12 protein-coding genes are annotated in these 12,212 nt (G+C 71.4%); 4 read left to right on the top strand and 8 right to left on the bottom strand.

The features are described 5' to 3' along the window. Positions 1-13: 13 nt before the first annotated feature. Positions 14-1,726: an ABC1 kinase family protein gene (locus ACFVTH_RS14435; RefSeq protein WP_387092240.1), complete on the top strand. Its 1,713-nt coding sequence runs from the start codon at positions 14-16 to the stop codon at positions 1,724-1,726. Here ACFVTH_RS14435 and ACFVTH_RS14430 read toward each other — a convergent pair. The 3 genes from ACFVTH_RS14430 to recO are packed head-to-tail and all read right to left on the bottom strand — an operon-like array spanning position 1,723 to position 4,116. Beyond that, positions 1,723-2,493 (bottom strand): Pr6Pr family membrane protein, encoded by a 771-nt coding sequence (locus ACFVTH_RS14430; RefSeq protein WP_387092237.1) that lies wholly within the window; start codon positions 2,491-2,493, stop codon positions 1,723-1,725. The two genes, ACFVTH_RS14435 and ACFVTH_RS14430, sit on opposite strands and share 4 nt — an antisense overlap. 56 nt (positions 2,494-2,549) lie before the next feature. Beyond that, positions 2,550-3,356 (bottom strand): isoprenyl transferase, encoded by an 807-nt coding sequence (locus ACFVTH_RS14425; protein WP_387092234.1) that lies wholly within the window; start codon positions 3,354-3,356, stop codon positions 2,550-2,552. Positions 3,357-3,363: 7 nt separating this feature from the next. Further along, a complete protein-coding gene (gene recO / locus ACFVTH_RS14420) occupies positions 3,364-4,116 on the bottom strand; it encodes a DNA repair protein RecO (RefSeq protein WP_387092231.1) in 753 nt (250 codons plus the stop codon). A 52-nt stretch (positions 4,117-4,168) separates the two neighbouring features. On the opposite strand from recO, the gene ACFVTH_RS14415 reads away from it, so the two are divergent. Continuing rightward, positions 4,169-4,855: a trimeric intracellular cation channel family protein gene (locus tag ACFVTH_RS14415; protein ID WP_387092228.1), complete on the top strand. Its 687-nt coding sequence runs from the start codon at positions 4,169-4,171 to the stop codon at positions 4,853-4,855. Positions 4,856-4,907: 52 nt separating this feature from the next. Here ACFVTH_RS14415 and leuA read toward each other — a convergent pair whose 3' ends face one another. The 3 genes from leuA to ACFVTH_RS14400 form a co-directional block, all read right to left on the bottom strand. Next, entirely contained in the window at positions 4,908-6,680 is a 1,773-nt protein-coding gene (gene leuA, locus ACFVTH_RS14410; RefSeq protein WP_387092225.1) for a 2-isopropylmalate synthase, read from the bottom strand. Positions 6,681-6,938: 258 nt separating this feature from the next. Then, complete coding sequence (locus tag ACFVTH_RS14405; RefSeq protein WP_387092222.1) at positions 6,939-8,324, bottom strand: FtsX-like permease family protein; 1,386 nt, start codon at positions 8,322-8,324, stop codon at positions 6,939-6,941. 11 nt (positions 8,325-8,335) lie between these two features. Next, positions 8,336-9,097, bottom strand: coding sequence for an ABC transporter ATP-binding protein (locus ACFVTH_RS14400; protein WP_386941683.1), 762 nt, complete (start codon positions 9,095-9,097; stop codon positions 8,336-8,338). A 104-nt stretch (positions 9,098-9,201) separates the two neighbouring features. Between ACFVTH_RS14400 and ACFVTH_RS14395 the strand changes: the two genes are divergently transcribed. Both ACFVTH_RS14395 and ACFVTH_RS14390 read left to right on the top strand, forming a co-directional pair. Next, positions 9,202-9,513, top strand: coding sequence for a serine hydrolase (locus tag ACFVTH_RS14395; RefSeq protein WP_387092220.1), 312 nt, complete (start codon positions 9,202-9,204; stop codon positions 9,511-9,513). 2 nt (positions 9,514-9,515) lie between these two features. Further along, a complete protein-coding gene (locus ACFVTH_RS14390; protein ID WP_387092217.1) occupies positions 9,516-10,211 on the top strand; it encodes a serine hydrolase domain-containing protein in 696 nt (231 codons plus the stop codon). A 4-nt stretch (positions 10,212-10,215) separates the two neighbouring features. On the opposite strand, the gene ACFVTH_RS14385 is transcribed toward ACFVTH_RS14390, so the two are convergent. After that, positions 10,216-10,884: a response regulator gene (locus ACFVTH_RS14385; protein WP_387092214.1), complete on the bottom strand. Its 669-nt coding sequence runs from the start codon at positions 10,882-10,884 to the stop codon at positions 10,216-10,218. Beyond that, entirely contained in the window at positions 10,881-12,074 is a 1,194-nt protein-coding gene (locus ACFVTH_RS14380) for a histidine kinase (protein WP_387092211.1), read from the bottom strand. The genes ACFVTH_RS14385 and ACFVTH_RS14380 overlap by 4 nt, the downstream gene beginning before the upstream one ends. Positions 12,075-12,212 lie beyond the last annotated feature (138 nt).

Here is a 12,212-nt window from a genome sequence, read left to right as displayed (position 1 = left end):
AGAAGATGGCGGCATGACCGACGGTGCCCACCGCGCGCGCTCACGCCGCATCCTCGGGTTCGCGGCGCGCCAGCTCGTGCAGATCTGGTGGTTCGAGCTCGTCCTGCCGAAGCTCGGCCTCGGCGGCATCGCCGACCGCTCGCGCGAGCGGAGGATGCGTCGTCTCGCCGAACGGTTCCGCGCGCTCGCGGTCGACCTCGGCGGGCTGATGATCAAGGTCGGCCAATTCCTCTCCGCCCGGCTCGACGTACTGCCGCCCGAGATCACCTCAGAGCTCGCCGGCCTCCAGGACGAGGTCCCTGCGGTGCCGTTCCCCGAGATCCGCGCGCTCGCCGAGGCCGAGCTCGGCGCCCCGCTCGACCGGGTGTACGCCAGGTTCGACGAGGTCCCCGTCGCGGCCGCCTCGCTCGGGCAGGCGCACCGCGCCCGGCTCGCCGCGGGCGATGCCGCCGACACCGGGCTCGACGAGGTCGTCGTCAAGGTGCAGCGCCCCGGCATCGAGCAGATCGTGGCGGTCGACCTCGCGGCGCTCCGACGGGTCGCCGGCTGGCTCCGTCGCGTGCGCGTCGTCGCCGACCACGTCGATGCCCCCGCGCTCGTCGAGGAGTTCGCCCAGACGAGCCGCGAGGAGATCGACTACGTGCACGAGGCGCAGAACGCCGAGCGCTTCGCCGAGTCGTTCGCCGACGAGCCTCGCGTGAACGCCCCCGCCGTCGTGTGGGAGCGCACCACCCGCCGCGTGCTCACCCTCGAGGACGTCACGGCGATCAAGATCAACGACACCGACGCGCTGCGGGCCGCCGGCATCTCCCCCGCCGACGTCGCTCGGGTGTTCGCCGAGGTCATGTTCGACCAGGTGTTCACGCACGCGTTCGTGCACGCCGACCCGCACCCGGGCAACATCTTCGTGACCCCGCGCGCCGACGGGCCGACGGGCGACGCGGGCGCACGGGACATCCCGTGGCGCCTGACCTTCGTCGACTTCGGCATGATGGCCCAGGTGCCCGGCGAGCTGCGGGCGGGCCTGCGCTCCCTCGTCATCGCCGTCGCGTCGCGCGACGGGCACGGCATGATCGAGGCCGCGCACGAGATCGGGGTGCTCATGCCCTCGGCCGACACCGCCGAGCTCGAGCGTGCGCTCACGCAGCTCTTCGAACGCTTCGGCGGCATGGGCTTCGCCCAGCTGAAGGACGTCGACCCGCGCGAGTTCCGCGACTTCGGCGTCGAGTTCGGCGACGTCATGCGCTCGCTGCCGCTGCAGCTGCCCGAGCACCTGCTGCTGCTCATCAGGGCGATGGCGCTCACTTCGGGAATGTGCAGCGCGCTCGACCCCGAGTTCAACGTATGGGACGCCGTGGAGCCGTACGCGACGCAGCTCCTGGACGAGGAGCGCGGCGACGTCGTGCAGGAGCTCCTCGGGCAGGCCGTGACGAGCGCCGGGCTCATGTGGGGCATGCCGAAGCGCGTCGACGCGCTCATCACCAAGGCCGACCAGGGCCGGATGTCGTTCGACACCTCACGCCTCGAACGACGGCTCGATCGCCTGGAGGGCGTCGCTCGCCGGATCCTCTCGGGCGTGCTGTTCGCCGCCCTGCTCATCGGCGGCGCGCTGCTGCTCGTGCCGAACCCCGCGCTCGGCACGACCTTGATGATCGCATCGGCGCTGCCGTTGCTGCACGCGCTGTTCGCCGGGGTCGTCGGCCGGATGCGCCGCGGACGACGCTAGCTCCCCGACCGCGCGGCCGTCGCAGCGGAATCGGTGTCGGCGTTGCTCGGCCATCGGCGCGACACCCAGACGACGAGCACCGCGACGACGGCGAAGGCGAGCGCGATGACGACCACCCAGAAGGAGACGCCGAGGTAGCCGTTCTCCTGTCTGGCCGGGTTCAAGAAGGGGTACGGGTACCAGGTCTCGATCGCCCGGACCTGGTCGAACACCAGCGGCCCGCGCACGAGGGTGTAGGCCACCCACGCGATCGGGAAGGCGAGGATGACCCAGACGCGACGCCAGTCGAGCCGCGGGCGGCCGGGCGCGAACAGCCAGTCGGCGACGAGGAACACCGGGCCGATCACGTGCATGACCTCGTTGGTCCAGGGATGCGCGTCCGCGCCGGCGCCGGTCACGGGGAGCCCGCGGAGCAGCAGGTTGTAGACGATCCCCGTGATGGCCATGTACGTGACCGCGCACGCGCGCAGGATCGCGAACCACATCGGGCCGGGCAGCCGCCGCGCGAACGCGAGCCCGGCGCCGATCAGCAGCACGATCGCCGCGAGCAGGTTCGACTCGATGGTGAAGTAGCTGAAGAAGTTGACGTTGAGGGTGGCGAGGTCGGCGTAGCCCTCCTCCCGCCACGACGCGGAGGATCCCTGGTAGGTCACGATCGTCGCGGTGATGATCGCCACCGCCATCACGATGCGGAGCACCGCCCACGTGATCGTGAAGCCGGTGCGGGGCGGTGCGGAGAGTCGCTGGGGCGCGGTGTCGACGGTCACCCGACCAGCCTAAGGTCGTCCCCCGCGGCGGCGGGAGTCCCTCGCGGAGCTTCGCCTCAGCCGGTCGTCGGCGCGTCGATCGCCCCGCCGAACCTCCGGTTGCGGCGGGCGTAGATCTCGATCGCCTCCCAGAGCTGGGTGCGCGAGAAGTCGGGCCAGAGGGTGTCGAGGAACACCATCTCGGCGTAGGCCGACTGCCACAGCAGGAAGTTCGAGGTGCGCTGCTCGCCCGAGGAGCGCACGAACAGGTCGACGTCGGGCAGCTCGGGCACGTAGAGCCGCTTCGCGATGAGCTTCTCGCTCACCGCCGAGGGCCGCAGCCGGCCGGCCGCGACGTCGTCGGCGATCGAGCGCACCGCATCGGTGATCTCGTTGCGCCCGCCGTAGTTGACGCACATCGTGAGCGTCAGCACGTCGTTGCCCGCCGTGAGCCTCTCGGCGAACTGGAGCTCGTTGATGACCGAGGCCCAGAGGCGCGGGCGGCGGCCGGCCCAGCGGATGCGCACGCCCCACTCGTTGAGCTGGTCGCGCCGACGGTGCAGCACGTCGCGGTTGTAGCCCATGAGGAAGCGCACCTCCTCGGGCGACCGCTTCCAGTTCTCGGTCGAGAACGCGTAGACCGAGAGGTGCTTCACCCCGGCCTGGATCGCGCCGGCGACGACATCGAGCAGCGCGGCCTCGCCCGCCTTGTGCCCCTCGATGCGGGTGAGTCCGCGCTGGTTGGCCCAGCGCCCGTTGCCGTCCATGACGATCGCGACGTGCTCGGGCACCGAGCCCTTCGGGAAGGCGGGCGGGTGCACCCCCGTCCAGTCGATCGGCTTGTAGGGCACGGCGTCGCGATGGGTGTACGGCTTCGGGGTCACGGGTTCCTCAGAGGGCGCGGTGCGGGGCGGATGCCTCGCGGCTGACGTGCGGCAGCGAACGGAGTCCCCGTTCGAGGTGCCACTGGGTGTAGGCGGCGACGATGCCGCTCGCCTGGTTGCGGTCGCGCTCGGGTGCGGCCTCGGCGTACTCCCAGTCGCCTGAGAGGAGCGCACCCAGCAGCGCCACCGTCGTGCGCTCGATGCGCGGGGTGCCGGGCGGGGCGCACTCGTCGTCGCAGACGACCCCGCCGAGCTGCACGACGACCGCCGTGTGCTCGCCCGGCCGACCACAGCGGGCGCAGTCGCCGAAGCTCGGCGCCCAGCCGGCGAGGGCGAGGGCCCGCAGCAGGTACGAGTCGAGGGTGAGGCCCGCCCCGTGCTCGCCGCGGGCGAGCGAGCGGAGCGCGCCGACGAGCAGGAGGTACTGCTGCAGCGACCCCTCGGACTCGGTGAGCTTGTCGGCGGCCTCGACCATGGCGTTCGCCGCGGTGTAGGCGGCATAGTCTTGCGTGATCTGGGCGCCGTAGGAGCCGAGCGACTCGGCCTGGTTCACGACGTCGAGGCTGCGGCCCTCGTAGAGCTGCAGGTCGGCGACCATGAACGGCTCGAGGCGGGCGCCGAATTTCGACCCCGTGCGCCTGACGCCCTTCGCCACGGCACGGACCTTGCCGTGCTCGCGCGTCAGGAGGGTGAGGATGCGGTCGGCCTCACCCAGCTTGTGGGTGCGCAGCACGACGGCTTCATCTCGGTACACGGGCACAGCTCGATTCTCCCATCTCTGCAGCCCGGGGCATCCGTGATTCACTGTGAGCGTGGAAACCGCAGAGTTCACGATCCCCCTCTGGCTCGACCTGACCGCCGTGGGTCTCGGCGGCGTGCAGGGCGCACTGTTCGCCTCCGGATTCCGCGGCGAACGCCGCCTCGATCTCCTCGGCGTCGCGATCGTCGGCATCGTGATGGGCTTCGGCGGCGGAATGACCCGCGACCTGCTGCTGAATCAGCCGATCGGCGCGCTGCAGAGCAACTGGTACCTCGTCACCGCGGTCGCCGCCTCGCTCGTGGGCATGCTGCTCGCCTCGCCGCTCCAGCGCCTCAACGGCGTCATCGTCGGGCTCGACGCGCTCGTCATCGGCATGTTCGGCGCATTCGGCACGACGAAGGCGCTCGACCTCGGCCTGCCGGTGCTGCCCGCGGTGTTCGTCGGCGTGGCGGCCGCCGTCGGCGGCGGCATCCTGCGCGACATGCTGATGAGCCTGCCGGTCGCGATCATGCACGTCGGCTCCCTCTACGCGGTCGCCGCGGCAGCCGGATGCCTCGTGCTCGTCGGCCTCGACGCCTTCGGCGTGCCGCTGCTCATCGCCGGCATGGTCTGCATCGTCGTGACGAGCATCATCCGGTGGCTCGCGGTGATCTTCGACCTCTCGCTGCCCGAGCAGCGCATGCTCTACCGCCGCAAGGTCGCGACGGAGACCGGCGTGCTGCCGGTCATCCGCCGCTGAGCCGCGCGCGGCGCCCGAGGTCGACCCGGGCGCCGCGCGAGGCGAAGGCGGTTCAGACCCCGGCGGCCTGGAGCACGGGCTCGGCGGTGCGGACGCGCAGTGCGCGGTTGACGGCCGAGACGACGGCCTTCAGCGACGCCGTCGAGATGTCGGCGTCGATGCCGACGCCCCACAGCACCGTGCCCTCGACCTCGAGCTCGACGTACGCCGCCGCCTGCGAGTCGCCGCTCGCCGAGAGCGTGTGCTCGACGTAGTCGCGGAGCTTCACCTCGACGCCCTCGGCGCCCAGCACGTTGAGGAACGCGGAGATCGGGCCGTTGCCGCTCGCATCGGCCTCGACGCGCTCGACGCCGTCGCGGAGCCCGACGCGGACCTTGACGACGCCGTCGAGGGCGCTCTCGGTGCGGAGGCTCAGCAGCTCGAAGCGGCCCCACTTCTCGTCGGGTCGGTTCTGCGGCGCCGGCAGGTACTCGTCGGTGAAGACGCGCCAGATCTCGTCGCTCGAGACCTCGCCGCCCTCGGCGTCGGTCTTCTGCTGCACGACGCCGGAGAACTCGATCTGCAGCCGTCGCGGCAGGTCGAGGGCGTGGTCGGTCTTCAGCAGGTAGGCCACGCCGCCCTTGCCCGACTGCGAGTTCACGCGAATGACCGCCTCGTAGCTGCGGCCGAGGTCGCGCGGGTCGACCGGCAGGTACGGCACGGCCCACTCGAGCTCGTCGACGGAGACCCCGCGGCGCTCGGCCTCCGCGGCCATCGCCTCGAAGCCCTTCTTGATCGCGTCCTGATGGGAGCCCGAGAACGCCGTGTAGACGAGGTCGCCCGCCCACGGGTGACGCTCGGGCACGGGCAGCTGGTTGCAGTACTCGACGGTGCGCTTGACCTCGTCGATGTCGGAGAAGTCGATCTGCGGGTCGATGCCCTGGGTGAAGAGGTTCACGCCGAGCGCGACGAGGTCGACGTTGCCGGTGCGCTCGCCGTTGCCGAAGAGGCAGCCCTCGATGCGGTCGGCGCCGGCCAGGTAGCCGAGCTCGGCGGCGGCGACGGCGGTGCCGCGGTCGTTGTGGGGATGCAACGAGAGGATGACGTTCTCGCGGTGCGCGAGGTGGCGGCTCATCCACTCGATCGAATCGGCGTAGACGTTCGGCGTCGCCATCTCGACGGTTGCCGGCAGGTTGATGATGACCTTGCGCTCGGGCGTCGGCTCGAGGATCTCGAGCACCTGGTTGCAGACGTCGACCGCGAACTCGAGCTCGGTGCCGGTGTAGCTCTCGGGCGAGTACTCGTAGTAGACGGTGGTGCCGGGGATCGTCGCCTCCTGCTCGCGGCACTTGCGCGCGCCGTGCAGGGCGATGTCGATGATGCCCTGCTTGTCGGTGCGGAACACCACCTCGCGCTGCAGGATGCTCGTCGAGTTGTAGAGGTGCACGATCGCCTGCTTCGCGCCCACGATCGCCTCGTAGGTGCGTTCGATCAGGTGGTCGCGCGCCTGCGTCAGGACCTGGATGGTGACGTCGTCGGGAATCGCGTTCTCGTCGATGAGGCTGCGCACGAAGTCGAAGTCGGTCTGGCTCGCGCTCGGGAACCCGACCTCGATCTCCTTGTAGCCCATCTTCACGAGGAGGTCGAACATGATGCGCTTGCGCTCGGGGCTCATCGGGTCGATGAGGGCCTGGTTGCCGTCGCGCAGGTCGACGGCGCACCAACGGGGTGCCTGCTCGATGCGCTTGGACGGCCAGGTGCGGTCGGGCAGCTCGACCGTGATCTGCTCGTGGAAGGGGCGGTACCGGTGGACGGGCATCGCCGAGGGCTGCTGGGTGTTCTGCATGGGGTGCTCTTCTCGCTTGTTCGGATGGATTCAGCCGACGACGAACTCCGCAGCGAGGGAGGCCTTCGAACTAGGACTCGCTGCGGCAGCTAAGGAGAAGCAGGCCGTGAAGCACGGCACAAGGCTAACATCCGAGCGCCGCGGCCGCATGCATGTGACGCCGGGGCGATGCGAGCGGGGGCTGCAGACGCACGGAAGCGGGCGGCGGCCTCCCCCGAGGCCGCCGCCCGCCCTTCCCTCCCGTCCCTCGCGATCCCCCTAGTCGACCGCGAGGGCGACCACCGGCGAGACGCGCATCGCGCGCCGCGCCGGGGCGATGGATGCGACGAGCGTCAGCACGCCCGCCGCGACGACGAGTGCGCCGATCATGACCCAGGGCACGCCCGGCAGGACGAACACCGGCTCGCCCTGGGCACCGCCGAGCAGCGCCTGCGCGCCGGCCCAGCCGTAGCCGAAGCCCAGCACGAGGCCGGTGAGCGTCGCGGCGACCGTGAGCGCGGCGCTCTCGACGACGATCATGCGGCGAAGCTGGCCCCGGTCGAAGCCGAGCGCCCGCAGCAGCCCGAGCTCGCGGGTGCGCTGCATCACGCTCAGCGAGAGCGTGTTCACCATGCCGATGGCGGCGATGAGCGCGCTGAAGCCGATGAGCACCGTGAACACGGCGATCGTCGCGTCGAGCATGGTCTCGATGCCCGCGTACACCTCGGGCTGCGCCTCCTGCGCGGCGAGCAGCATCGCCCGGTACGACTCCATCGTCACCGAGAAGGTGGTGACGAGCGTGACGCCGATGACGAGTCCGATCGTCATGCGGGAGCTCCGCTCGGGGTTGCGCACGGCGTTCTCGGCGGCGAGGCGCGCGGCCGGCGAGCGGCCGAACATCCGACCGACGAGTCGCAGCACGGGCGGCATCACGACATCGGCGCCGAGCACCACGCCGGTGAACGAGAGGATGCCTCCGGCGAGGCCGATGAGCACGCCCATCGGGTCGGTGAGACCGACCACGACGCCGGTGACGAGCAGGCCGATGCCGATGACGACCAGCACGATCGCCGCGATGTTGCGGCCCCTGCGGCGACCGAGCTCCTCGCGGTCCTGCGCGTTCGAGTTCGAGATCGCCTCGATCGGCCGCACCCGGAGCACTCGGCGCGACCCCACCCAGGAGGCCAGCCACGTGGTGAGCACGACCGCGACGGCGGGCAGCACCACGGCGGGATTGAGGTAGTCGTACTCGGTCGGCGGCAGCATCCGGTTCGCGACGGCGAACTGCTCGACGCCGTAGGCCGCACCGGTGCCGGCGACGACGCCGATCGCGGCGCCGGCGATCCCGACCACGAGTCCCTCCTTGGCGATCTGGGCGCGCTGCGCGCGGGCGCTCGAGCCGATGAGCCGCAGCAGTGCGATCGTGCGGGTGCGACCCGCGACGACGGTCGCCACGGTGTTCGAGGTGACGATCGCGCTCACGTACACGGCGATGACGACGAACACCGTCGCGAGGAAGCCGAGCATGAGGGCCACGGTGTCGCTCTCCCCGGTGACGTCGTCGGCGCGGATCGCGGCGGCGAGCAGGCCGGTCACGTGCAGCAGCAGCACGCCGAAGGTGCCGGCGAGGGCGGCGACCAGCAGCGTCGGCCACTGGTCCTTCATCCGGGTGCGCATCAGGCCGCCAGCTCCATCGACAGCATGAACGCGGAGATCTCCTCGGGGGTCGAGCGCCCCGCATCGCGCACGATCCTGCCGTCGGCGAGGAACAGGATGCGATCGGCGTGACTCGCCGCGACCGGGTCGTGCGTCACCATCGCGATCGACTGCCCGTACCGGGCGCTCGCGACCGCGAGAAGACCGAGCACCTCGCGCCCGGTGCGGGAGTCGAGGTTGCCGGTGGGCTCGTCGGCGAAGACGAGGTCGGGGCGCGTCGCGAGGGCCCGCGCGATGGCGACGCGCTGCTGCTGGCCGCCCGAGAGCTCGTGCGGCCGGTGCGTGAGGCGGCCGCCGAGGCCGAGCGTGTCGAAGAGCTCGTCGATCCACGCCTGCTCGTCGCGGGTCGGCCGACGGCCGTCGAGCTCGAACGGCAGCATCACGTTGCCGCGCACGTCGAGGGTCGGCACGAGGTTGAACGACTGGAAGATGAACCCGATGCGGCGCCGGCGCAGTACCGTGAGCGCGGCGTCGCCGAGCTCGGTGATGTCGGTGTCGCCGAGCCACACCCGCCCGGCCGTCGGCGAGTCGAGACCCGCCATGATGTGCATGAGTGTCGACTTGCCCGAGCCCGAGGGCCCCATGATCGCCGTGAACTCGCCGCGGCGGAGGCCGAGCGAGACGTCGTCGAGCGCGGTCACCGAGCCGGCCCCGCGGCCGTAGCGCTTGGCGAGGCCCGCGACGCGGGCGATGAGACCGAGGTCAGAGGGTTGGATCTGCATGTCTTCGACGTTACGGATGCACCGTGGCCCGGGTCATCCGACCATCGAACGGTTCGCCGTCATCCTCTGGGATGACGCCGACGGCGCACCGTCAGGCTCGCAGGATGCACGCCGAATCCGCCGCATACCCGGTTCCCGACGGCGCCGCGCTCGACGCCGCGGTGCGGAAGGCCTCGTTCACCGGGGTCGTGACAGTCGACGTCGGTGACGAACGCCGCTTCGAGCGGGTCGAGGGGTACGCGCACCGCGCGCTGCAGGTGCCGAACACCACGCTGACCCGGTTCGCGATCGCGAGCGGCGCCAAGACCTTCACCGCCCTGGCCGTGCTCCGGCTCGTCGAAGAGGGCGTCCTGTCGCTGGACACGCGCGTCCGCGGCATCCTGGTGCCGACCTGCCGCTCATCGACGACGACGTGACGGTGGCACAGCTCCTCACCCACACCTCCGGCATCGGCGACTACCTCGACGAGACGGCCGACTGGAACGCCTCCGACTACGTGCTGTCGGTGCCCGTGCATCTCCTCGCCGAGACCGAGGCGTTCGTGCCCGTCGTCGACGGCCATCCGCAGGCGTCCCCGCCCGGCACCCGGTTCGCGTACTGCAACGGCGGCTACGTCGTGCTCGCGCTGATCGCCGAGCGAGCGAGCGGCACGAAGTACCACGACCTCGTCGAGGCCGAGGTCTGCGCACGCGCCGGTCTCGAGAGGACGTCCTTCCTGAGGGCGGACGAACTCCCGGGCGACGCCGCCCTCGGCTATCTCTTCGAGGAGGGAGACCGGACCAACGTGCTGCACCTGCCCGTGCGGGGCAACGGCGACGGCGGCATCTGGACCACCGCCGACGACCTCCACAGGTTCTGGCGTGCGCTCACCGACGGCCGGATCGTGAACGAGGAGACCTTCGCGCTGATGACCCGGCCGGGGTTCGAGGGCGTGCGATACGGCATGGGCATCTCGCTCGGCACGACGAGCCCCCGACTCTTCATCGAGGGGCACGACGCGGGTGTGTCGTTCCGTTCAGTTCACAACCGCGATACCGCGACGACCCTGAGCGTGCTCGGTAACAGCTCCGAGGGTGCGTGGCCGGTCATCTCGCTGCTCACGGACACCGTGTAGGGCGTCACTCGGCGGGCCGCAGGTCGTGCTCGTAGGCGAAGACCACGAGCTGCACCCGGTCGCGGAGGCCGAGCTTCGCGAGGATCCGGCTCACGTGCGTCTTCACCGTCGCCTCGCTCAGGTACTCGGACGCGGCGATCTCGCTGTTCGAGAGCCCGCGTGCGGCGAGGGCGAAGATCTCGCGCTCGCGGGGCGTGAGCTCGGACCAGGCCGCGGGGGCCGGGCGACCGGCGGTGGCCGCGCCGACGTGCGCGAACAGCGCGCGGGTCGCCGAGGCGGCGATCACCTGGTTGCCCTGGTGCACCGTGCGGATCGCCGCGAGGAGGAACTCGGGGTCGGCGTCCTTCAGCACGAAGCCGCTCGCCCCGGCACGGATCGCACGGGCGGCGTTCTCGTCGAGGTCGAACGTCGTCAGGACGAGCACCTTCGGGGCGGGTCTGCCGTCGCGATCGGCGTCGGCGAGGATCCGCTCGGTCGCCGCGATGCCGTCCGCGAGCGGCATCCGCACGTCCATCAGGATGACGTCGGGGCGCTCGGCCGCGGCGAGGCCGATCGCCGCGACGCCGTCGCCCGCCTCCCCCACCACGTCGAGGTCGGGCTGCGACTCGACGAGCATGCGCACGCCGGCGCGGAAGAGGGCCTGATCGTCGACGAGGGCGACTCGGATGCTCATGCTGACCTTCCGGGTTGGGCGGGGATGCGGGCGGTCAGTCGGAACAGGCCGTCCTCGCCGGCCGCAGCGTGCAGGCTGCCGCCAGTGAGCTGCGCGCGCTCGCGCATGCCGGGGATGCCGTGGCGGAACGCGTGCGAGTCGGGCGCGGGGGCATCCGACCGCTGGGAGTTGACGAGCCGGAGCTCGACGCCCGCCTGGTCCCAGGCGAGCTCGAGGTCGACCGGCTTGGTCGTGTCACCGTGGCGGAGCGCGTTCGTGAGCCCCTCCTGCACGATGCGGTAGACCGCGATCTGGTGACCGGTGCCGAGCTCGGGGCGCGCACCCGACTCGGTGAACCGCACGTCGAGCCCGGCTGCGCGAACCTGCTCGAGCAGGGCTTCGAGGTCGTCGAGCACCGGTTGGGGCGACGCGCTCTCATGATGACGCAGCTCGGCGAGCAGCAGCCGCACGTCGCCGAGCGCGCCGCGCGCGACCCCGGCGATCGTGCCGAGCGCGTCGACGACCGATTCCGGCCGCGTGCGCGCGGCGAAGCGCGCGCCGTCGGCCTGCGCGATCACGACGGCGAGCGAGTGCGCGACCACGTCGTGCATGTCGCGGGCGATGCGGTTGCGCTCCTGCTCGACGACGTAGCGGTACTGCGCGAGCTCGCGCTCGCGGTTCGCGACCTCTTCGCGGCGCGCGACCTCGCGGTTGTCGCGCACGGCGCGCACGAGGAGCCCGGCCGTCCAGGCGAGGACGAGCACCGCGATCGAGGCGACGAAGAGCATCCCGGTGAGGACGAGCATGCCGATCGCGTCGCCGCCCCCGATCGCCGACGCCCCGCCGAGCAGCGGCTTCACGACCGCGAGGTAGCCGGTGGCGAGGAGCGCGCCGACCCCGGCCGAGCCGAGCCCCAGCCACTTCACGACGCGGCCGCCGTGCGCCGCGGTGGAGTAGAGCACGCCGAGCACCGCGGCGTCGTAGAGCTGCAGGTCGCGCAGCAGGAGCATCTGCGTCAGCGCGGAGGCCCAGGCGATCGCGAGCGACCACCGCACGTCGAAGCGGCGGATCGCGAGGGCGCCGGTGAAGCCCGCCAGGATCACGAGGTCGGCGGCACCGCCGAGCAGGGCGAACGGCAGGCACACGAGCGCGAACACGCCGGCGAGCACGATGTCGGTCGTGAGCTTGGCGCGGCTGATCCTGGTGGGCACCGATCCACCGTACGCGCTGGAACGGTGAGGATTCGCCGTTCGCGGGCTGAATCATCCTCGAGTCGTACGCGCGGAGCGCACCGAACGCCGAGGAGCTCCGATCAGAACCCGAGCCGGCCGAGCTGCCCACGGCCCACC

It is taken from the genome of Agromyces sp. NPDC058104 (genome assembly GCF_042884835.1).
Taxonomy (GTDB): domain Bacteria; phylum Actinomycetota; class Actinomycetes; order Actinomycetales; family Microbacteriaceae; genus Agromyces.
The sequence above is the reverse complement of the archived record's forward strand: the minus strand, read 5'-3'. Positions and strand labels throughout refer to the sequence as shown.

What these genes read in the sequence shown, in the direction of transcription:
- ACFVTH_RS14435 (WP_387092240.1), top strand. Translation starts at nt 14, where the DNA reads ATGACCGACGGTGCCCACCGCGCGCGCTCACGCCGCATCCTCGGGTTC.
- leuA (WP_387092225.1), bottom strand. Translation starts at nt 6,680, where the DNA reads ATGCAGAACACCCAGCAGCCCTCGGCGATGCCCGTCCACCGGTACCGC.
- ACFVTH_RS14405 (WP_387092222.1), bottom strand. Translation starts at nt 8,324, where the DNA reads ATGAAGGACCAGTGGCCGACGCTGCTGGTCGCCGCCCTCGCCGGCACC.
- ACFVTH_RS14400 (WP_386941683.1), bottom strand. Translation starts at nt 9,097, where the DNA reads ATGCAGATCCAACCCTCTGACCTCGGTCTCATCGCCCGCGTCGCGGGC.
- ACFVTH_RS14395 (WP_387092220.1), top strand. Translation starts at nt 9,202, where the DNA reads ATGCACGCCGAATCCGCCGCATACCCGGTTCCCGACGGCGCCGCGCTC.
- ACFVTH_RS14385 (WP_387092214.1), bottom strand. Translation starts at nt 10,884, where the DNA reads ATGAGCATCCGAGTCGCCCTCGTCGACGATCAGGCCCTCTTCCGCGCC.